The 22,048-nt window shown below is 40.3% G+C and carries 17 protein-coding genes and 2 tRNA genes; 10 read left to right on the top strand and 9 right to left on the bottom strand.

Features of this window, described 5'->3' with window-relative positions:
• Window positions 1-73: 73 nt before the first annotated feature.
• Together HQ29_RS01050 and HQ29_RS01055 are read left to right on the top strand one after the other, a co-directional pair.
• Window positions 74-550: a helix-turn-helix transcriptional regulator gene (locus tag HQ29_RS01050; protein ID WP_036849027.1), complete on the top strand. Its 477-nt coding sequence runs from the start codon at window positions 74-76 to the stop codon at window positions 548-550.
• 60 nt (window positions 551-610) lie between these two features.
• Entirely contained in the window at window positions 611-1,321 is a 711-nt protein-coding gene (locus HQ29_RS01055) for an MgtC/SapB family protein (protein WP_052089654.1), read from the top strand.
• A 7-nt stretch (window positions 1,322-1,328) separates the two neighbouring features.
• Here the strand turns inward: HQ29_RS01055 and radA are convergent, their stop codons facing one another.
• The 4 genes from radA to HQ29_RS01075 all read right to left on the bottom strand — a co-directional run bounded on the left by radA (window position 1,329) and on the right by HQ29_RS01075 (window position 5,802).
• On the bottom strand, window positions 1,329-2,711 hold the full coding sequence (gene radA, locus HQ29_RS01060; protein ID WP_036867086.1) for a DNA repair protein RadA: 1,383 nt from the start codon (window positions 2,709-2,711) through the stop codon (window positions 1,329-1,331).
• Between the two features lie 22 nt (window positions 2,712-2,733).
• Entirely contained in the window at window positions 2,734-3,846 is a 1,113-nt protein-coding gene (locus HQ29_RS01065) for a GHMP family kinase ATP-binding protein (RefSeq protein ID WP_161781545.1), read from the bottom strand.
• Window positions 3,847-3,974: 128 nt separating this feature from the next.
• On the bottom strand, window positions 3,975-5,063 hold the full coding sequence (locus tag HQ29_RS01070) for a fucose pyrophosphorylase domain-containing protein (protein ID WP_161781546.1): 1,089 nt from the start codon (window positions 5,061-5,063) through the stop codon (window positions 3,975-3,977).
• Between the two features lie 220 nt (window positions 5,064-5,283).
• Window positions 5,284-5,802 carry an NAD(P)H-dependent oxidoreductase gene (locus HQ29_RS01075; RefSeq protein WP_036792439.1) on the bottom strand — a complete coding sequence of 173 codons (519 nt, stop codon included), beginning with the start codon at window positions 5,800-5,802 and terminating at the stop codon, window positions 5,284-5,286.
• A gap of 432 nt (window positions 5,803-6,234) precedes the next feature.
• Between HQ29_RS01075 and HQ29_RS01080 the strand changes: the two genes are divergently transcribed.
• The 3 genes from HQ29_RS01080 to HQ29_RS01090 are packed head-to-tail and all read left to right on the top strand — an operon-like array spanning window position 6,235 to window position 12,096.
• Window positions 6,235-9,588 (top strand): SusC/RagA family TonB-linked outer membrane protein, encoded by a 3,354-nt coding sequence (locus HQ29_RS01080; RefSeq protein WP_082226808.1) that lies wholly within the window; start codon window positions 6,235-6,237, stop codon window positions 9,586-9,588.
• Window positions 9,589-9,599: 11 nt separating this feature from the next.
• Complete coding sequence (locus HQ29_RS01085; RefSeq protein ID WP_052089659.1) at window positions 9,600-11,180, top strand: RagB/SusD family nutrient uptake outer membrane protein; 1,581 nt, start codon at window positions 9,600-9,602, stop codon at window positions 11,178-11,180.
• Window positions 11,167-12,096 (top strand): hypothetical protein, encoded by a 930-nt coding sequence (locus HQ29_RS01090; RefSeq protein WP_036867092.1) that lies wholly within the window; start codon window positions 11,167-11,169, stop codon window positions 12,094-12,096. Before HQ29_RS01085 ends, HQ29_RS01090 begins: the two co-directional genes overlap by 14 nt.
• A 295-nt stretch (window positions 12,097-12,391) precedes the next feature.
• Here HQ29_RS01090 and HQ29_RS01095 read toward each other — a convergent pair.
• Both HQ29_RS01095 and HQ29_RS01100 read right to left on the bottom strand, forming a co-directional pair.
• A tRNA-Asp gene (locus HQ29_RS01095) sits at window positions 12,392-12,465 on the bottom strand.
• A 23-nt stretch (window positions 12,466-12,488) separates the two neighbouring features.
• Window positions 12,489-12,562 (bottom strand) — tRNA-Thr (locus HQ29_RS01100).
• A gap of 577 nt (window positions 12,563-13,139) precedes the next feature.
• On the opposite strand from HQ29_RS01100, the gene HQ29_RS01105 reads away from it, so the two are divergent.
• From HQ29_RS01105 to menA, 5 genes are all read left to right on the top strand, one after another.
• Window positions 13,140-13,691 (top strand): PH domain-containing protein, encoded by a 552-nt coding sequence (locus tag HQ29_RS01105; RefSeq protein ID WP_036867094.1) that lies wholly within the window; start codon window positions 13,140-13,142, stop codon window positions 13,689-13,691.
• 7 nt (window positions 13,692-13,698) lie between these two features.
• Complete coding sequence (locus tag HQ29_RS01110; protein WP_161781547.1) at window positions 13,699-15,276, top strand: PH domain-containing protein; 1,578 nt, start codon at window positions 13,699-13,701, stop codon at window positions 15,274-15,276.
• A gap of 192 nt (window positions 15,277-15,468) precedes the next feature.
• Entirely contained in the window at window positions 15,469-16,155 is a 687-nt protein-coding gene (locus HQ29_RS01115) for a cell division ATP-binding protein FtsE (protein WP_036792451.1), read from the top strand.
• 8 nt (window positions 16,156-16,163) lie between these two features.
• Entirely contained in the window at window positions 16,164-17,498 is a 1,335-nt protein-coding gene (locus HQ29_RS01120) for an aspartate kinase (RefSeq protein ID WP_036867097.1), read from the top strand.
• The gene (gene menA / locus HQ29_RS01125; protein ID WP_036792457.1) at window positions 17,491-18,369 is read left to right on the top strand and encodes a 1,4-dihydroxy-2-naphthoate octaprenyltransferase; all 879 of its coding nucleotides are present in this window, start codon (window positions 17,491-17,493) and stop codon (window positions 18,367-18,369) included. Before HQ29_RS01120 ends, menA begins: the two co-directional genes overlap by 8 nt.
• A gap of 8 nt (window positions 18,370-18,377) precedes the next feature.
• On the opposite strand, the gene mnmA is transcribed toward menA, so the two are convergent.
• From mnmA to smpB, 3 genes are read right to left on the bottom strand one after another with little or no spacing between them, the layout of a single operon-like run.
• Complete coding sequence (gene mnmA / locus HQ29_RS01130) at window positions 18,378-19,475, bottom strand: tRNA 2-thiouridine(34) synthase MnmA (protein WP_036867099.1); 1,098 nt, start codon at window positions 19,473-19,475, stop codon at window positions 18,378-18,380.
• Between the two features lie 6 nt (window positions 19,476-19,481).
• Window positions 19,482-21,533: a methionine--tRNA ligase gene (gene metG, locus HQ29_RS01135; protein ID WP_036867101.1), complete on the bottom strand. Its 2,052-nt coding sequence runs from the start codon at window positions 21,531-21,533 to the stop codon at window positions 19,482-19,484.
• Between the two features lie 39 nt (window positions 21,534-21,572).
• The gene (smpB, locus tag HQ29_RS01140; RefSeq protein ID WP_036849053.1) at window positions 21,573-22,043 is read right to left on the bottom strand and encodes an SsrA-binding protein; all 471 of its coding nucleotides are present in this window, start codon (window positions 22,041-22,043) and stop codon (window positions 21,573-21,575) included.
• Window positions 22,044-22,048 lie beyond the last annotated feature (5 nt).

Genomic DNA, 22,048 nt, shown 5'->3' on the forward strand with positions numbered 1-22,048 from the left:
ATACATTTCTAAATAAATAGATTGTTGTATAGAAATGGATAACGGTTTTTTTTCTTCTTAAAAACATAAAAGTATGGAACAAACTATCAATGACAGGATAAATACTATCATGGAAAGAGAAATGCTTTCTCAAGCGGCATTTGCTGAAAAATTAGAGATCAATAGAGCCACTCTCAATCATATTTTGAGAGGAAGAAATAATCCGGGAGTTCAAATAATTGAAAAATTGATCTCAAGTTTTCCAAAGTACAATGTGGAATGGATTATTTCCGGAAAAGGAGAAATATTAAAGACACCCTATTTGCAGCCTGATTTATTCCAAATAGAACCTTCTGAAGAGGAACAAGGTGTTTCTAATGAGAGTTTTTCAATGAAACTTTTAGAAATCACGCAGAAGTTTTCCAATTTGAGTGAATCTGTGCAGAATCTATCTGCTACAATAAAAGAGGAGCAAAATGCAAATAAAAAATCCGAAAGAAGAATATCCAAAATATATGTCTATTATTCGGATAATTCCTTTGAGGTATTTACTTCGACAGATGCCCAATAAAAAAAAAGCACTACTTTTGAATTATCTACTATTGGATGATTTATAAAAGAGTATGACAACATGAGTTTTTCGGAGTTTTTTGATCTATCCTGTATTTATCATGGAGGACTTCAACCTGTTGATGTTGTAGTTCGATTGCTTTATAGCGTAGTTGTCGGTATGCTTATAGGATATAATCGTCAGGTGCGCTATCAAAGAGCTGGTCTTAGGACATTTACCCTTATTACAGTTGGTAGTACTGTTGCCATGCTTATATCTATTTATCTTCCGGACATCTCCGGAATGGGGGATCCCGCCAGAATAGCAGCACAGGTGCTGTCGGGTGTGGGTTTTTTAGGGGCTGGAGCAATACTTAGAGGGCGTGGAGATAATGTTCAAGGGCTTACTACTGCAGCCGGAATATGGGTTTGTTCCGCATTGGGCTTAGCCATAGGAGCCGGTATGTATATGACATCTGCCATTGTTACCTTGCTGGTGCTCTTTGTTTTAGTAGTTATGGGATATGTTGAAGAAAAACTCGGTTTGAGACAGAAGAACCTTGGTATAAATATAGATACGACAACGGCTCTGCCCGATATAAATGCAGTTAAAGGACTCCTTTCCTGCATGAAAGTTTCGATCTCTAATGTATCATTAGACTCTAATTTCAAAAACGATACCGGACATATTTATATAGAAGCCAAATCAAGTGGAGATAAAGTTAGCTATGAAGTAAATAAAGCCTTAGGTGAATTGGACTTTGTGAGTAGTGTGAAAACTAATACCTACTAGTTTTAGTTTACCTTCCACGAAATAAGAAATTAAAAGCCTGATCTACCCGGCTTACTCCTACAACCTTGATTTTATATTTATTCAAGTCTATTCCTTGCAAGTTTTGAGTTGGAATTATGATTGTCTCAAATCCTATCCTCTGTGCTTCACCAACTCTTTGCTCTATTCTACTAATAGGACGTATTTCTCCACTAAGACCAACTTCTCCCGCAACGCAGATGTTGGTTGGGATAGGAAGATCAAGATTGGATGAAAGCACGGCTGCAAGAATAGAGAGATCCAATGCCGTGTCCGATAACTTAAGTCCCCCCGTGATATTTAAGAATACATCCTTCTGTATGAGCTTAAATCCTGCACGTTTTTCCAATACGGCAAGTAGCATATTCATTCTTTTTCCATCTACTCCTGTAGAGGATCTTTGAGGTGTGCCATAAACAGCAGAACTGACAAGAGATTGTATTTCTATTAGAATTGGTCTGGCTCCTTCCATGGCACATCCTACACAAATACCACTAAGTTGTTCTTCTCTTCTTGTTATCAAAAGCTCTGATGGATTCTCAACACCTCTCAAACCATTTTGACGCATCTCATATATCCCAATTTCGGATGTGCTACCAAAGCGATTTTTATTAGCTCTTAATAGCCTATATTGGTAATTGGTGTCTCCTTCAAATTGCAATACCGTATCGACCAAGTGTTCCAATATCTTCGGACCGGCAATGCTACCATCTTTGGTAATATGTCCAATCAATAAAATAGGGATATCTGTATTCTTCGCATAAGCCATAAGTCTTGTAGCACATTCTCGTACTTGGGTAAGGCTTCCGGGAGATGAGTCTATTTGTTCTGTAAATATAGTTTGAATAGAATCTACGATTACAAGATCCGGAGAAGCCTCTTTGCAAATCTCCAAGATCTTTTCTAAATGAGTTTCACAGTAGATTAAAAAGTTTTCGTGTGGAATCGTTTCTACTACTCTGTCAGCCCTCAGTTTTATTTGTTTTTCACTTTCCTCTCCGGATATGTATAATGTACGTATCCCTTTCGTGTTTAGTAACGTTTGGAGAATAAGTGTACTTTTACCTATACCGGGTTCTCCTGCAATAAGTACAACAGAGCCTTTTACAAGGCCTCCTCCGAGAACTCTATTTAACTCTTTATCTTGCAGATCTAATCTTTCAGCTTCTTCTCCTAAGACTTCTTTTAGTGGTTTAAATGAGACATTTCCTTTATCAAGAGATATGCTCTTAAGTATATAACGAGTATCCTTTACTTTATATTCAGACAAAGTATTCCAAGCATTACACATAGGACACTTTCCGGACCATTTTGAAAACTCATTTCCACACTCTTTACATAGGAATATTACTTTATCCACGTTCTTCCCCATATACTAATGCAAATTATTTCTTTTAAGAAGAAGTTACTTGAAGACCTTTTAGAGAAAGAGACATTTCACTTAAGCGTGCATTTTTCTTCTTTATGAAATCGTTCTCTAGTGTTTTCTTTATCAAATTTACAGCTTTCAGATCTTTTGCCACGATGTACAAGTAACCGCCACCTCCTGCTCCGGGTAACTTATAGCCTAAAGCCCAATCATCTATAGCAGAAATCAGGTATTCTATTTCGGGAGTAGATACACCGGAATCTAATCTCTTATTAAGCTCCCATGCTTCTTTCAGAAGACTTCCATACGTTGTTATATCTCCCTTTTTTATAGCGTGTTCTACTGCGTAGCTATGGGTCTTGATCTCTCTTAGTATATCTAATGTCTGAATATCTTGATCAATCACTCTATTTACGATCTCAACTAAGATATTTTTTGCTGTTCTTGTTATGCCTGTGTAATATAGCATGTGATAGGATCCATAGAGAGGGTCAGTGAAAAGTGTATTTGGCAGTGTTGTGGCATACGGCTGTTGTAAAATAGATGCTTCAGACTCTATAACCTTTATTCCTCCATACATTCCTCCAAATTGATCTTGCCAGCCGCCTCCGGTAGTTAGCAGTTGTTCTACGGCAAGAGTCCTTTGAGCAATTTCTTCGAGACTCCATTCAAATCCGAAGAAATTGCTGAGAGCTCCTAAACATGCTGAGCATAGAAGAGAACTTGTACCAAGACCCGATCCTGCAGGAATACAAGAAAGCATGGTGAGCTCTATCCCATACCCAAGCTGTTTCAGATATTCCTCTAAAGACTTAAAAACATGAGTATTGAACTTTGGGCTCAAACCACACAAGCATAGAGCCGCCTTGGGAATACTGAATGGAGAACCAACTTTGTCAAACTCCTCCAATATATCCAAAGAGGTGATTTTTTCATCCAGTCCGGCATCTATAGAGCGTAGTATTATATGAAGTTCTGGTGTTGGTTTTACAAAGACCTGAAGAGGCTCTTGACCATTGACATTTATAGCCATATTTATGACACGTCCTCCATCTGTCATGCTATAAGGAGGTGTATCTGTCCATCCCCCTGCCAAATCAATTCTCACAGGAGACCTGCTCCACACAATTTGATCCATAAAGACCTTTCTACTTGGGTAGAGAGTTTGCTTAAAGTAGGGAGCTACTATTTGTGATCTGATATCACCGGATCTTTTCAAATTCAAATTTGTTCCCAATATTTCTTTACGGGGAACTTTTTTGTTCTTCATTCTCTATATAGTTCTTCAAAGTCGGTCATACTTCCCAATTCTTTGGCAGAAACCTTGGGGATTTTTTTATATGTTTCTAAAACCTCTTTGTTATTGCTTTTTGAAGAGTATAGATGCCATTGAGATAACCATTCTCCCACAAAGGCAAGCACATCTATATCTTCAGAACAAGGGAAGAGAGGTAGCTCATAGATATCAGTTGTTGTGGATAGACTCGCTATTCCGGCTAACTCTAATAAAGGAGCATTTACAAAAGAGGCTCCCTCTATGGCTGTCCCTTTGAAAAGATCATCTATGCCATATACTCTAAGGCACTTTAGACCGTTTTTCAAAGGTAGAAAATCCAAACATACACCATTCGGAAGCTCCCAACCTTTCATTTCTTTTGGAATATGAGTAAGGATATTATCTCCTTTCAGAATCCATTTATCACTTAGCTCCGAGCTATCTATCCAGCAAGATCCCTTTATATCCAAGTTTAGGGATTTTGCAGATCTTAGCAAGTCCTTACTGGATCCGAAGTGATAGAAATGAGAGTCGGAAGAATCATACATTACTCCTATTGAGAGTTTATGCTCTTTTATTATATCCGGGAAAGAGGAATATAAATCAAAATATTTTAGTTCACCCTCTGTTCCTCTGCTACTTTTGAAAAGAAGGTCTGAAGCCTTTTGGGAAAGCAACCAAAGCCCTGAGTCTATTGCAATCTCAAATTTTTCCTGAAGTACTTCAAGTTGTTGTACCAAAGGCTTTTGTAAAACTTGTATCGGAATAGAGAAAATATTTGCATTTTGAGAAACAATAAAAACACCATGTTTTGAAGCTTTCTCTAACTCGCCTTTTACACCTATACACAATAGATCATAGTGTGGAATAAAGGGAACTTGCTTTAGATCCAATAGCACATCACCACATGAAATAGCTGTGCGATAAAACCCATCTGTATCGGATTCTAAAAAAGTGTCTATCGTTTCTACCTGGATGTCTAAAAGTGTTTTATAAACTTTCCCGGGAAGAGGCATCATCACCTTTCCTTGTACCGAGTAGGCAGGAAGTCTTCTACTTTCACCATCACTATTTATCACAATCTCTCTGTGATATAACTTTTTCCTCTTATCACGAGCTTGCATTATGGCATATACCGAACCTCCTCCCGATCCCAATTTAGCATTTGGAGGATCTGAGCAGAAGAATATATCTCTGTCCTCTCCCTTTTTAGGAAAAGAATTTAGATATTCAACATGATTTGATGGAAGAGAAACTATGTAGATGCTTTCATGCATAGCCAAACAAAACTATTTCTCGTTATGACTTTATAAATTCGGCATAGTCTTCACAACTTTTTTGCAAACGCTCAGGAGTCATATTTACCTCCGCTCCATATAATGCAAAAATGCGTCCGGACTTGGCTCTAACAAAACCAGCAGAGCCTTTGACAAAGCTAAGATATGTCTCCAATGATATTCCCGCATCAAAGACAAATTCCGGAGCACCTGTACTTACAGCCACGTCTATAAGTTTTCCCTCCATCTTGTCTCCGTTTTCTCCGTATGCCCAACCTTCGCACCAAACGGTATCCATCCACTCTTTCATAATGGATGGTACCATGTACCAATACAACGGAAACTGCAAAATGATTCTATCATATTCCGACAATATCTCTTGCTCTTTTTTTATATCAAAGCCCTTCTCTTCACAATGCTCCGAAAGGACTCGTATCATCACATTCAGCTCTTCACTATTAGCTTGAATGTACTCACACCATGCCCTGTTTATAACAGACTTTTCAAGATGTGGATGTCCTACTACTACTAATGTTTTCAATGTTCAATATGGTTTAAGTTGATTTTATCACAAATGTAGGTATTTATTTTAAGAGCATTTCCTACTTCTGCTAAATGGAGAGACTGATCTCTATTGATCTAGGTTGTTTAGAAAATGGTATTTGAAGAAAGCACTAAAGGTTTTGAGAGAAAGCACTAAAGGTTTTGGAGAAAAGCACTAAAGGTTTTAGAGAAAAGCACTAAAGGTTTTGGAGAAAAGCACTAAAGGTTTTGAGAGAAAGCACTAAAGGTTTTGAGAGAAAGCACTAAAGGTTTTGGGATATTGATAATTATCTTTTCAAGGAATAGGGCCTGTACCTTTAGGTATTAATACCTACCTTTGCAAGACTTTTCTAAAAATGGTTCTACAGATTTATGAAGCTAAATCTGTAGAACTTTACATTTTGTGTCATTTTAATTGTATCAATTATTTATGTTAAGAGACATACGACCTTGGGTCTGTAAAGTTTTCTCTGTGGTATTGTTCTTTGCTTCTTCTATTTCTCTTTCCACCCCTGCTGAAGGACAGAGCAAGACAACAACTATCACAACTAAACCTGTAGCGCGCTCCGTGCGTTGTAAGGTTCAGTTTAAGGACTACTCTCCGGCTATTGGAGCAACTATCTATGTCAACGGAAGAGCTACGGCTGTAACAGGTGAAGATGGTTCTTGTCTGATCCGTATTCCGAATGTCAAAGAAAAAATAACTCTGGCTGTTTCCTATGTGGGAATGAAGCCTTTGAAACTATTATATGAGGGAGAAAAACAGCTCTCTCTTATTCTTGAAGACGACTCTTCCGAGTTGGGAGATGTTGTGGTAACCGGCTTTCAGACAATAAACAAACGTAGATGGACAGGAGCAGCCACAACTCTTAAAGCCTCAGAGATTGTTCTTCCCGGTGTCAGTACCATAGATAAGAGTTTGGAAGGATTAGTCCCTGAAATGCTTGTTATGCCTTCCGCCGGTGATATAGGCTCGTCTCCTCGTTTGCGAATACGTGGTACCAGTACTATTTTAGGAGTACGTGAACCTTTATGGGTTGTCGATGGTGTGGTAGTCCGAGATCCTGTAACAATTCCGGCAGAAGATATCAATGATCCTGACTTTATCAATCGAGTAGGTAATGCTATCGCAGGTATCAACCCATCTGATATAGAGCGTATAGATGTCCTTAAAGATGCTGCCTCTACAGCTCTTTATGGGGTACAAGCCGCCAATGGCGTTATTATGATCACTACCAAAAAGGGACAGTATGGTAAGTTGCGCATTAACTATTCGGGGAGCAGTAGTCTATCTCTTCGTCCAAGATACACAGACAGGGATGTCAACTTGATGAACTCAAGAGAGCGAGTCAATTTTTCTCGTGAACTGGTAGAATCCAACTACTATTTTCCTGTTGATATGTACGAAGTGGGATACGAACACTTGGTTAAGAAGTTATATAATAAGGAGATCAGTTTTGAAGAGTTCAATAGTCGTGTGCAGAGCATAGAGTCTCTGAATACCGACTGGTTCTCTCTATTGATGCGTGATGCTCTTTCTACAGATCACCACCTCTCTGTATCAGGAACTTCTGAAAATCTAAATTACTATGCTTCTTTAGGGTATAATCTTAGCAACGGAGTTGTTAGAAGCAATAGAACTCAGCGTACAACAGGTAACCTTAAAGTGATTGCAGATCTCAGCAACAAGAGCAAGTTAAGTGTTTGGATGAGAACGGGCGTAGAGTCGCGTCGTTATAATGCTTCTACAATCAATCCGGTAGACTATGCTTATAATACAGCACGTACCATCCCCACTTATGGAGAGGATGGTGCATACTCTTTTTATAGACGAGGGGATGACAGATATAACTATAATTTTAATATCCTAAACGAACTCGAACATAGTGGATATAAGCAAGACCACTTTAACACTTCTCTGAGTGTGGCGTATGACCTCAAGCTCTCTGATCGACTATCGGCTTCAGCTTTATTGACCTATGCCACTTCCAATACAAATGGGGAAGAGCACCACGATGATAAAACTTATTACGTGGCAGATAAGAGATGGGCAGATTATGGAAAACCTTTCAATAAGGTTGCTTTGGAACATAGTGAACTGCCATACGGAGGAGAACTCAATCACTTTCAAGAGCGTTATCAGTCTCTCTCCGGAAGATTGATGTTGAACTATTCTCGTACATTCGACAATGAAGATATGTTGAACATACAAGTAGGAACTGCTGCTGAAAGCATTCATACCAGAGGTATGAAGCAGATACAGAGAGGCTATTTCCGTGATTATGGAGAAAAGTTTGTTGCTCCGGAGGATATAGATCGCTTCCCTGCATACAAGGCTTGGCTTATAAGTGAAGAGGCACAACCCAGACGTACGGACGATTTGCTCAATCAGGCATCTGCTTTTGCAACCATTTCATATACTTTTCGTCACAATCTCACGTTAGGACTGAATGGACGGACAGATGGCTCTAATCGTTTTGGAAGTCAAAGCAATCGTCGACTTCTTCCTGTATGGTCTGTTTCCGGTAGTTATGATTTCTCTCATCTCCTCGCCGATGGTACTTGGTTCAATTACCTTTACTTGCGTACATCCTATGGCACACAAGGTAATATGTTGAGAGATCAGTCGCCCGAACCGGTTATTCGTAAGCTGAGCACAGACCCTTATTACAATGAAAAGTTGGCGATATTGGCTCGTTATCCTAATCCGAATCTTCGTTGGGAAAAGACAAACTCTTTCAGTGCGGAGCTGGATATTGCTGCATGGCAAAGACGTGTTGCGGCCACTTTGTCTTATTATCACAAATACACCCGTGATGCTTACATGAATTTGGGCATTGATTTGGTGAATGGTTTTCCATCGTATGTTGTCAATAGCGGAAATCTTCGTAATCACGGTTTCAGTCTTGCTCTTTCGGTAGAGCCTGTGCGTGTTCGTGATTTCTCATGGCGTGTATCCACCTCTTTTTCTAAGAGCTTCAATCGTCTTGACAGCAAACCTCAATATGGTCAATATAAAGTTCGAGACTTCTTGCACGGTCGCGCCTTGGTGGAAGGAGAGGCTTTGGGATCATTCTATTCTTATCGTTTCCGTGGACTCAATCCGGAAGATGGAGGTCCGATGTTCCATGATGGAGAAGAGCGTAAAGAAGAATTTTATGGTAAAGGAAACTATGAAGTTTTCAGTGAAGTCTTGTCTAAGTCGGGGAATCGCTATCCTACAGCATTCGGCAGCTTCCGCAATAGTATTCGTTGGGGAGCATTCTCGCTTCGATTTAATCTATCATATAGTATTGGAGCTAAGACAAGACTTTTCAAACCTTATGGCTCAAGCAAGAATTTCTTACCTGAAATGAATGTCAATAGAATCTTTATGGATCGTTGGCGTAAGCCGGGAGATGAACTTTATACACACATTCCTGCCGTAGTAGATCAGATGGTGCCTGCTGTTTCGGATAAATATAACAGGCACTACTCTCGCTATACATCGGGTAAAATGCCTGTAATAGCAGAGAATGTTTGGGATATGTACAACTATTCGGATATTCGTGTGGTATCTGCCGATTACTTGAAGTGTACGGATCTTAGCCTCTCTTACGAACTCCCTTCTAAGTGGTTGTCGCGTCATGGAGTGGAAGCTGCGCGTATTACCTTCTCTACCAATAATGTTTTTGTATTGGCAAGACCGGAACTTAAAGGACAGACTCCCGTTCAAGGAGGATTTACAGAGGTAAATCTGTCCGAACGTCCGCAATACACGCTTCAATTAAATATTACCTTATAAATAAAAAACAGATGAAACGTATAGTTAATAATATATTTGCCGGTCTGTTCCTGATACTGACAGGAAGTATAATGACGACTTCTTGTGGAGATTTTCTTCGTGAACGCTCGAATGACCTTGCTTATATTCGTACAGCTGATGATCTTGATGAGTTGCTTATCGGTGCGTGCTATATGAGTGTGGCACCTACTACTCCTCGCCGTTACGACAACTTTTACTTTCCTTATTTGCACTATATGTCAGATGAGACTCAGGAGCTGATAGGCACTACTCGTTACAATCCGGAAGCCAATATCCGCCCACGTATGTTCGGCTATTATACTTGGCAACAACATATTGGGGAGGCATTCAATGGCTTGGTTTCTTATAAGGAGAGTGTAGATTGGTTGCGTGTATATAACCACATCATCACTTTGAACATTGTATTGAATGAAGCATCAAGCATAAAAAGTACAACAGAAGCAGAGCAGAATCGAATGAATCGCATCAAAGCAGAAGCACATTTTCTTCGTGCTGCCTACTACTTCTTTTTGGTAAATCTTTATGCTCAACCTTATGCTCCTGAGAATTTGGATAAGCCCGGTATTCCGCTTAAAACAGCACACTATATCGAGAATAAGAAATTCCAAAGATCCAGCATCAAAGAGGTTTATGACCATATAATCAGTGATCTTGATGAGGCTTTGAGGATGAGCCAAGGGGTTAAACAGCTTTCTCTTTACAGAATATCAGAAGCCGGAATAAACCTTTTTGCATCGCGTGTATATCTCTATATGCAAGACTGGAAAAAATCCGAGTTTTATGCTCAAAAGGCAATGGATTTGCACCCTCAGCTATGTAATTTGAATGGCTTGGGAGCGGAGGAGTATTTCTTTTCTTCATCTAATCCGGAATTGATATTTAGTATGGGAGGAGGACTCATTGCAGCTGAAATGAGTAACGCTCCCATAGGCGGTTTTGCAGTATCGAAAGATTTGTATGCTTTGTATGACAAGAAAGACCTTCGAGCGCAGCGTTATATGATTCGCTCCCAAGCTAAAGGAGCATTGGATGGAGGACACTATGTGCAGGTAACTAAAACAAATCCTAAAAACTTTAATCGTAGTGAAGTTTCGGACGTCTTTGTGCTTCGCAGTGGTGAGATTTATCTCAACTTAGCAGAAGCACTGGCTATGCAAGGAAAGAATAACGAGGCAGTCGAATTGATTAACAAATTGAGAAAGAGTCGCTACCAAGCAGGAGCTAACTCCGAAATTACAATGTCTGCCAGCAGTGAACTTGTACAAGCAATACGTCAAGAACGCCGAATGGAACTCTGTTTTGAAGGACAACGCTGGTTTGATATTCGCCGTTACAGGGTTAACAGTATTTATCCAAGCAAAGAAGAGCTGGTGAATACATATACTATATACAAAAAAGATGGACGTAACAGCAAGCCGAATATTACTTACTACTATACTCTTCCGGCAGAAGAAGATGAAGGATATGTTCTACCTCTGCCTCGTGAGCAACGTAGTATCAATGATCAAATACAGGATAATCCTCGCTTGGATCGCAAACCCTCAAAAATACATAATTATGAAACCAAATAACAATAATACAATCCTGTTCACTATGTTTTTATTGAGTCTGTTTTTTGCAAGTTGTAGCAAAGAACAGCTCTCCGGAGATGTAGTTCCCGAAATAAATCTCTTTGTTCCGGATGATGCAGACCAATCGGAGGAGGCAAATCTACGCCGTTCGTTTTACGAACAGACCGGATCATACCTCCTTTTTAACGATACACTCCGTCGTGCCAATCATACAAGAGTTCTCAGTATCCCTTATAGTGTTACCATTACCGGTACGGACTACTATGAAGCACAGCTATATCGTCTGAAATATCTACAATCATTGTCCGAGTATAGACAGGCTGCCGAGTTTATTCGTAATAAAGTAGCTTCTTTTGTAGCCAAGAGCACAATGCCGTACTCTTTGTTATTGGTAGACACCATTACTTCTTATCCTTATGATCGTAGTCGTAAAACATACAATATGGATAAGCCAGATGATAAGCATATCACCGTATTTGGAATGCAAACATTGGCAATAGCCGGTCTTAAAGATGTCGGAACTAAGAGCAATGATGAACAACACAAGCTCGCAGTAATAATCTTAAATAACCTGGTGATGCGAGTGATACAGCAAGCAGATGCAGAAACTCTTGCTCCTTTTTACGCCATTAGCGAAGCTTATTATGGCAAGGCTTTTTCGGAAGAAGAAGGTAATATGCCTAATATTAAAGATATTAGGGAGTTGGGATTCCTAAAGTCCTATTACTTCAAAAAAGAAAAGGTCTCATTTTATCCTGCCGATCGTGATTTGGAAGTATTTCTCAAAGAACTTTTAGGCAAGCCTGAAGCCGAGTGGAGAAAGTCTCATGCAGACTATCCATTGGTTATCCGCAAACTGGAGATACTGAAAGCACTCATAGAGAAAAAGGGTATAAGTCTTGACTACTTAGGTTAGAGGGGCACATTACACAAGCTTGGAGAAGAAAACAAACGGATAGGGGATTTAGCGACTTTGCTTTTGTCTCCTGTCCGTATTTTTTCTTTTATTTTCAAAAAAGGGGGGGGAGTATTTCTTTTTATTTTTTTTGGAAAGGGAATATACCTGAAAATTATGTAGCTGTTTTGGAAGAATACTCATAACCCTATAGAATTAGGTAAATGGCATTTGTCTTTTATCCAAAATATAAGGTAGCTAAAAAGAAAAAAGCGTCCTAATTCCAACGAATTAAGACGCTTTCTCAGTTTTTGAGCGGTATGGACGGGACTCGAACCCGCGACCCCCTGCGTGACAGGCAGGTATTCTAACCAACTGAACTACCACACCGGTTAAGGATGAAGTCATCCTTGAGCCTCTTGTCGGATTCGAACCAACGACCCCGAGATTACAAATCACGTGCTCTGGCCAGCTGAGCTAAAGAGGCAGGCGGGTAAGCTTACTACATCGCGCCGCTACAACCATCTACCCTTGCTGCGATCAAGCCCTGGGGGAGTTCAATAGGAGCTGGCCGTATAGGACTTACCCAGCGCAAAGGTACGATATTTTTCTATTACTGCAATACCCTTCAGCTCGCATGGGCACTCTTTTGGAGCTTTCTCTCTAATAATAGGAAAGATAGAAGTCGTATTTTTTTATTCCTTGCGCTCTAAGCGGATCTCTCCGGCTATTTCCCAAATGAGTTTTTACCCTTTCATCGGCAACTTATTCCACTAAATCTGTTCAAAAGATGCTCTTATCGGGTTCAATTCTTCTGTTTAATAGAGTAAGAAGTCCGAATCCTGCCTTGATCTCCACAAATCAAAGCTCGATTTTAGCTCATCAAAGTTTGGTTCATGAAAGTTGGAGCTTGATTTGGAACTCTAAAAGGCATTAAGCTGGTTTTTATTAACGAATAGAGCAGTTTATAAATACGGTTACAGATTTTTGTAAGCAGATGGTGCATGAGAGTAAATACAGTCATTAAAAATTGTTATCTTCGTTCATCTTAAACAAATCTCCTTATGAGTATCGTAGATAAACCTTCTCAGTTTGTGAATGATCCCATTTCTCTCACGGACATTCCTCGTCTTGAAAGAGAGGCGTATAAGCCTCTTAATCCTAAGTATATCAAAGTATTAAGATTGTCCTCCATAGTGCCGATAGTCTTACTGCTTGTTGCTACGATCGTTGCAGGCATTATGAAGAATGATATACCGTTTTGGATAATACTCAGTATCTGCTCCGCTCTGCTTCTCTTTGGTATTGTGCATCAGATGTTGATGGTAAAAATATACAGATTCAAAGGGTATCTTTTCAGGGATAAAGACGTTAGCTACCGATCCGGAATATTTATGCCGAAGGAGAAGAGTGTTCCGTATAGCAAGCTACAACACGTTGTCCTTTCGCAACATCTATACGATAGACCTTTTGGGCTTTACCGTCTTTCTCTCTTCAATGCTGCCGGAGGTGTAGAAGAAGACCTTATAATTGCAGGTCTTGAGAAGGAACAAGCGGAAGCCTATAAGGAGTGGATTATAGAGCAGATATCGGATGTCGAACCATCTAAAGAGTAGGGGAGTCTTGAATACAAATCGAAATCTGTGGTCGGAGCCTCGTAGAATGGGGCTTTCCTCTCTGTTGGTCCTATACATAAGAGAGCTTGTTGCATCCTTGAAGACATGGCCCTTTATTTTTTATTTTCTCCTTTCTTATGCAACCGAAGAGCTATCTGTCTGGCAAAAGTTGGGATATGCTATTGTCTTTTTCTTTGTATTTGTTTTAATCCAAGCTCTTTACAAGTATTTTACGACAAAATATTTTATTGCAGACGAAAAGATACAGATAAGGATTTCGGGGCTGAAAAAGAAAGAACTTTACCTGCCTCTGAAGAAGGTGTATCAGCTGAGAAGCAGTCAATCTTTTCTGTTACAGATGTTGGATATGGAGGTCATACAGTTTGAGTCTCTTGGTTCCAATCAGGTAGAAGTTGAGCTTGTATTGCCTCAAGAAGATGTACGGGCAATGAGAGATTATGCCGCAAGTTTCCAGTCTTCCATGAGTGATTCGGATGGAGAAGAGATGAAAGAGGAAAGCTTGGAACTGCCGGAGAATGAAAGGGGAGAGAGTCCGGTTTTGGGCTCATTCTCTTATACAATATCGAGGAAAGAGCTTCTGATTTCGGGTCTTACCCGAAATCCTCTAAGAGGTTTGATATTGGCGGCTGGTGCTGTCGGTACTGTTTTCAATGAAATATCCGATTATCTCGTAGACTACATCCGGATCTGGTCTGACCGTGTAGAGCTATGGTTTTCCAATCTAACCCTTGCAGTGGGGATAATAATCTTCTTGGGAGTATTTGTTTCATCCTTTCTCATTCAATCTATCTTCCTTATACTCAAGCAGTATGATCTGAACATTTCTGTCAAAGGAGGGCAGCTAAAATATAGTGCGGGGCTTATCAACAAGATTTTTCAATCTTCTACATGTGACAGGATTGTCTCATGTACATTCCAACAAAATCTTGTTGAACAGTGGGTCGGATTAGGGACTGTACACATTCATTTTGCCTCTGCAATGGTGTCGGCAAACGAAAAGAAGGAAGATAAAAAGTCGGATATCAAAATATATGGAATAAATAAAGAGCGTGTCGCAATACCGCTTATGGAGAGTATTTTTCCCGGCTATGAGCCGAGTAGAGGGCGAAGCTACAAGTCGAAGTCTGCTTATCTCCGAAGACTTTTGTTCTTCTCTTCGATAATAACTTTACTTGCTGCTGTCGTTGCCTATTTCCTTAGCCATATCATTTGGTATTTTGTCCCTTTGGTGGCTTTGTCCGGAGTGTTCTATTCTTATCTGTCTTACAGACAGTCTTGGTTCTCTTTTGAGCATAGTCATCTGCTTATAGGTCATGGGGCATTTACTATCAAGCGTACTATTTTGCCTGTAAATCAGGTAGAAACAATGGTGTTGTGGCAAAGATGGAGGCAGAAAAATGGGACAACTGCAAATATGAAGTTTGCAACACGAGGTACATCTCATCAGATTTCATACATTGATAAGAATGTTTTGAATAATCTTCGAGATCATACACTTTGCTTTCTTGAGTTTCCCCGATATGCCTCTTCCGACTCAGTAAAGAGAAGTGATATTGATTCTTAGGGGAATTGTTGTGCCAAAGATAAGTGTCTGCTGTTTCTCTTGAATATTTTTACTATAATCATAGTTATGTCAAATTGAGTGCATCGAAATAGAAATACTCAAGAGAAAAAGATGTAACATATAAAGCAAAAAAGAGCTATCTTTGGACTGATTATGGCTTAGATAACAGCAAACACAGAAGAGAAACTCAAAATGTCATCTACAGAAATCATATTATCCTACAAAGATGTTGCTCTCAAACGAGATGGACATGAAGTATTATCCGGTATAACGTTTGATGTGCACAGAGGAGAAATGCTATACCTTATAGGTAAGGTTGGCAGCGGAAAGTCTACCCTTTTTAAGTCTATCTACAAAGACACGGATATAGCTTCCGGAAGTGCAAGATTTATGAACTATGATTTGTGTAAGATTAAAAGAAAAGAGATTCCTTTTTTGAGGAGAAAATTGGGAATTGTTTTTCAAGATTTTCAGCTGCTTACAGATAGATCCATCGATGCAAACTTAGAGTTTGTTCTTCGTGCTACAGGCTGGAAAAACAGAACGGATATAGCACATCGTATCTCGGAAGTGCTTGAGCAGGTGGACATGACAAGCAAAAGCTACAAGATGCCACACGAACTCTCCGGAGGTGAACAGCAGCGAGTGGTGATTGCGAGAGCTCTTCTGAATAAGCCAGATCTTATATTGGCTGATGAGCCTACCGGAAATCTTGATCCTGAGACAGGGAAACAGATATTCGGTATATTCAAAGAGATTGCGAGCGGAGGTACAGCCGTGATAATGGCTACACACAACTATAATCTGATAAAAAACTATCCGGCACGCATCGTTAGCATACAGCACGAATCTTTACAAGAAGTAGAGCTGAAACAGTAATAAGCAAAATGAACACTGCCAAAACAATTATAATGAAGTTTGGCGGGACCTCTGTGGGTTCTGCCGAGAGAATAAAACATGTTGGAACACTCATAAGCGACAGCCGTGAAAAGATAATAGTACTGTCTGCTATGGCAGGTGTGACCAACAAACTCGTTGAGATATCCAAACACTACTATGACAGCAATCTCAATGCAGCCAAACATTGCATTGACGAGTTGAAGTCAAAATATATGCAAGAGATAGATCTTCTCTACAAAGGAGAGCCTCTAAGAAGAGCCGTAAAGACATTTGTGCAGGAAAAGATGGACTATCTCTGGAGTTTTCATGAGGACTCTTTTACGATATTTGAAGAGAAAGCTGTACTTGCCGTAGGAGAGTTAATTTCTACGGAAATGATGTGTCAGCATCTGAATGAAACGGGTATAGGTGCCGTAAAGTTACCGGCACTGGACTTTATGAGAACGGATAAGTATGGTGAACCGGATATGCAAAGGACAGAGATGCTACTTAAAGAGCAACTCTCTCTCCTACCCCAAAGTCATATTTATATTACAGAGGGTTTTATCTGCAAGAACGCTTATGATGAGATAGACAACCTTCAAAGAGGAGGTAGCGACTATACTGCTTCTATCATTGGTGCGGTTCTGGAGGCGAAAGAGATACAGATATGGACAGACATCGACGGTATGCACAATAATGATCCTCGTATTGTGAAGAAAACGGATCCTGTTCGCCGGCTTCACTTTGAAGAGGCTGCGGAATTGGCATACTTTGGTGCGAAAATACTCCACCCTACTTGTATCCTTCCCGCAAAGCATCGTAATATCCCTGTTCGCTTGCTCAACTCCATGGATCCTTCGGCTCCCGGTACATTGATATCCAATTCTATCGAAGAGGGAAAGATTAAAGCCATAGCCGCAAAGGATAATATTACAGTTGTAAAGATTAACAGCAGTAGAATGCTCTTGGCTCACGGATTTATGAGACGAGTATTTGAAACCTTTGAAAGGCATCAAACGGCTGTGGATATGGTAACAACATCTGAGGTTTCAGTATCTCTAACCATAGATAATGCGAGTCATCTACAAGATATTATCTCGGAACTGAAACAGTTTGCATCTGTTTCTATAGACTCGGATATGGTTAGCATTTGTATTGTTGGAGACCTCAATTGGAAGAACATCGGTTTTGAATCTGCTATTATAAAGGCATTGGACGAAATTCCGGTGAGAATGATTTCTTATGGAGGTAGTAACTACAATGTGACGGTACTCGTGCAGAAAGAGCACAAAGAGATGGCTTTGGAAGCATTGAGCACCCATCTGTTTTATCATGAGTAGATTAAGCATTTGGTTTCAGACCATACGTCCCAAGACTTTACCGGCATCTCTTGCTCCCGTTATTGTTATTGCCGGAGCACTGCTTCATGATGGGTTGTTTCGGCTGAAACCTTTCTTATTGGTGCTTGCTGTGGCTCTTACAGCCCAGATTGCCAGTAATGTTACGAATGATTACTTTGACTATCTCAGTGGCGCAGATAGAAGAAGAAAACTTGGTCCGAAAAGACTTATTACTACGGGAGATATTACACCCGGATGGATGCTTTTGGCATCAATCTTTTGGGTATCGTTATGTGCTGTATTAGGGATCTGGTTGGCTGCTATAACATCCTGGTGGCTGCTCTTGTTGGGGATAGTTGTCCTTTTGGGGATTATTGCTTATTCCGCCGGTCCCTATCCCCTATCTTACAATGGCTTGGGAGATCTTGCCGTTATCCTGTTTTTTGGGATTATTCCGGTATTAGGAGGATATTATGCAATAGGAGAAAGCTTACCAAGTTATCTTATCCCTGCAGCATTTTCTATCGGTTTTTCTAACGCCAATATTTTGGTAATCAATAATTACAGAGACTATCCGGAAGATAAGGAAAGCGGCAAACGAACCCTTATTGTGCGTATGGGAGAAGCCTCCGGACCTTATCTATACATGTTCAATGCTCTGCTCGCTCTTGTCTGTTATATCGTTGCAGGAGTGATGTCCGGGAGTTATATCATTACGACTATCGGGTTACTCCCTATTGCTCTTTTCCTTTATACCGGAACGATAACGACCTTTTCAAGAAAAGGGAAAGGTCTTAATCCCCTATTGGGATTCTCTGCTAAAATTACCGGACTTATCAGTACAATCCTTTTAATTGCATTCATATTATAGCGAAGGCGTTATTCTTTCATTGCACCTCCTATAATCATTCCGGATCCATAGCAAAGTTTGGCATCCTGACTATATAGTGTACAATACTGTCCCGGTGCTATTCCTTGTATTCGTTCACGGCTATAGACACGATAAAAGCCATCCTCCTTAACAAGTGTACCGGATGTGAATTCCGGTGTATGCCGTACCTTAAATGTAATAGGTATAGAGTCTGATTCTTCCGGAAAAGGACTAACGGATATAAAATTAACCTCATTCATATCCACTATATTACCATATTGAAGATCCGGATCGTATCCACGACTTACGAAGATAGTATTTTCCTCTACCTCCTTTCTCACTACAAACCACGGACCACCACTCAAGCCCAATCCTTTCCTCTGCCCTATCGTATGAAACCAATACCCTTTGTGTTCCCCTAAGACGGCACCGGTATCTATATCTACAATCTTTCCCGGTTTTTCTCCAAGGTATTGACGTAGAAAGTCATTGTAGTTGATCTTTCCCAAAAAACAGATTCCCTGACTATCCTTACGGTGTGCCGTGACAAGACCTTCCTTTTCAGCAATCTGTCTGACTTCTTTCTTTGGCAATCTCCCTAACGGAAAATACGCCTTGCAGAGCTGTTCATACGAGATTTGAGCAAGGAAATCGGTTTGATCTTTTACCGGATCGACAGCCGTAGCAAGATGATGTATTCCATCAATGATAACTTTATCTGCGTAATGTCCGGTAGCTATTGCATCAAAGTTTTTACCCCAATACGTATTGAAGAATCCAAACTTAATGAGTTTGTTACACATCATGTCCGGATGCGGAGTAAGTCCTGCCTTTACGGTTTCAAGAGTGTAAGAAACAACATAATCCCAATACTCTTTATGCAGAGAGACTTTCTCAAGAGGAAGATTATAGTGGCGGCTAAGCCAGTTAGCCATTTCAATATCCTCTTCGGAGGGGCAGTCCAAAAAGCCACTCTCTTTCATCCCAATCTGGATATAGAAAAGATGGGGACGAAAACCGGCTTCACACAGCAGGTGAAGTGCTACGGAACTATCCACACCACCCGATATGAGAGCAGCAACAGAGCTATTAGGAGAAAGTATCATATAGGATTAAGAAATTTTGGAGCCGGGAGCTATTTCCTCTTTTGGAGAGATTAAAATCAGTTTTTTATCAGGAGAAACTGCACATAAAATCATTCCCGAACTTTCTACTTCTCTAAGCTTACGGGGAGGAAGATTGGCTATAAAACAAACTTGTTGTCCTATGAGAGTTTCCGGGGCGTAGTATTCTGCGATTCCTGAAACGATTGTACGAGGAGAACCGGAGCCGTCATCAAGGAGAAAACGAAGCAGTTTGTCGCTCTTTGGTATACGTTCGCACTCCAACACAGTACCAACACGAAGATCCATTTTCATGAACGAATCAAAGTCTGTATCGGGTAAAAATGGCTCAGGCTTAGCCTCCATTTTTGCATTGTCTGCTTTTGTTTGTTCCAGTTTTTTGAGCTGAATTTCTATGGTATCATCTTCTATTTTTTCAAAAAGCAGATTCGCTTCTCCTATTTGATGTCCTCCCGGTACAAGGTTTGTAGCTCCAAGCATATCCCAATCGAGAGAAGCAAGATCTATACGAAGCATTCGAGAAAGTTTTTCTGCCGAGTGAGGCAGAAATGGTTCGAAAGCAATAACCAGGTTAGCCGTGATCTGAAGAGCAACGTGCATAATCTCCTTGACACGATCCGGGTCTGTGCGGATCACTTTCCAAGGCTCTGCATCTGCAAGATATTTGTTACCCAATCGTGCAATATTCATTGCTTCACGTTGAGCATCTCTGATATGGAATGTCTCTAACAGCTGTTCTATCTTTTCCTTATACTTAGAAATCTCAGCAAGTATCTCTTTATCCGCCTCCGGCAATGACTCTACTGTGGGAGCGATGCCATCGTAATACTTATGAGTTAGCACAAGTGTACGATTAACAAAGTTTCCAAGTACAGCGACCAGCTCGTTATTATTTCGATTTTGGAAGTCTTTCCATGTGAAATCATTATCCTTTGTCTCCGGCGCATTAGCAGTAAGCACATATCTCAGTACATCTTGCTTACCGGGGAAATCTCTAAGATATTCGTGCAACCATACTGCCCAGTTTCTTGATGTAGAGATCTTATCCCCTTCGAGATTCAAAAACTCATTTGACGGCACATTATCCGGAAGGATGTATGAGCCTTCTGCCTTCAACATCGTAGGGAACACAATGCAGTGGAATACAATGTTATCTTTCCCGATAAAGTGAATCATTCTGGTCGATTCGTCTTTCCACCACTTTTCCCACGTATCCGGTAACAGCTCCTTAGTATTTGAAATATAACCGATAGGAGCATCAAACCAGACATATAGTACTTTCCCTTCAGCGCCTTCTATAGGGACAGGAATACCCCAATCAAGGTCTCTACTCACGGCACGAGGCTGTAACCCCATATCCAACCAGCTCTTACACTGGCCATAGACATTACTACGCCACTCCTTGTGCCCTTCAAGAATCCACTCTTTAAGGAAAGGTTCGTACTTATCCAAAGGAAGATACCAATGCTTTGTCGACTTTAGAACAGGTTTTGCTCCGGAGATTGCAGACTGTGGAGATATCAAGTCTGTCGGGCTAAGGGATGTTCCACATGCTTCACATTGGTCTCCGTACGCTTTACCATTATGGCAGTGAGGACACTCTCCTACAATATATCTGTCTGCAAGAAACTGTCCAGCTTCGGGGTCAAAGAACTGTTCACTCTCTATTTCCAGGAACTCTCCTTTATCATAAAGTGTTCGGAAAAACTCCGAAGCCAGTTCTCTGTGAGTTTCAGAAGTTGTACGAGAGTAAATGTCGAAGCTTATACCAAACTCCTCGAAAGAGTCTTTTATAAGAGTGTGATATCTGTCTACAACATCTTGTGGCGTAACACCTTCTTTCTTAGCTCTTATTGTGATGGGGACTCCATGCTCATCGGATCCTCCTATGAACAAGACCTCTCTCCCCCTTGATCTAAGATAGCGAACATAAATATCCGCAGGAACGTAAACACCTGCCAAGTGTCCTATATGTACAGGTCCGTTGGCATAAGGCAGTGCAGATGTTACCAATGTTCTTTTAAACTCCTTACCACTCATAAAGTCTATATTTATTTTTGTTGTTATCTGTCTAAACTATTACCAAGATTTCTTCTTGACCATATCCATCTCCTTGCGAAGATCTTTCTCTTTAAGAGAAGCTCTCTTATCGTACTGCTTTTTACCTTTGGCTATTGCAATGACCAGCTTCGCAAGTCCTCTCTCATTTATGAAAAGTCTAGTAGGAATAACGGTGGTACCATTGTTCTTAATAGCTTCCTGTATGCTCTTAATCTCCTTTTTTGAGAGCAAAAGTTTTCTTTCTCTTCGCTCTGTATGGTTGTTGTACGAGCCGTAGAAGTATTCGGCTATGTACATATTCTTCACCCATACCTCTCCCCTTTCCACTATACAATATGTATCCACCAGAGACGCTTTAGACAGGCGTATACTCTTGATTTCCGTACCGGTCAAGACTATACCGCAGACAAAAGTCTCCAATATTTCGTAGTCAAAGGTTGCCCTTTTATTCTTTATGTTTACTGTTTTCTGTGTATTCTTTTTTGACATAACGA

The sequence above is a fragment of the Porphyromonas canoris genome (genome assembly GCF_000765975.1).
Taxonomy (GTDB): domain Bacteria; phylum Bacteroidota; class Bacteroidia; order Bacteroidales; family Porphyromonadaceae; genus Porphyromonas_A; species Porphyromonas_A canoris.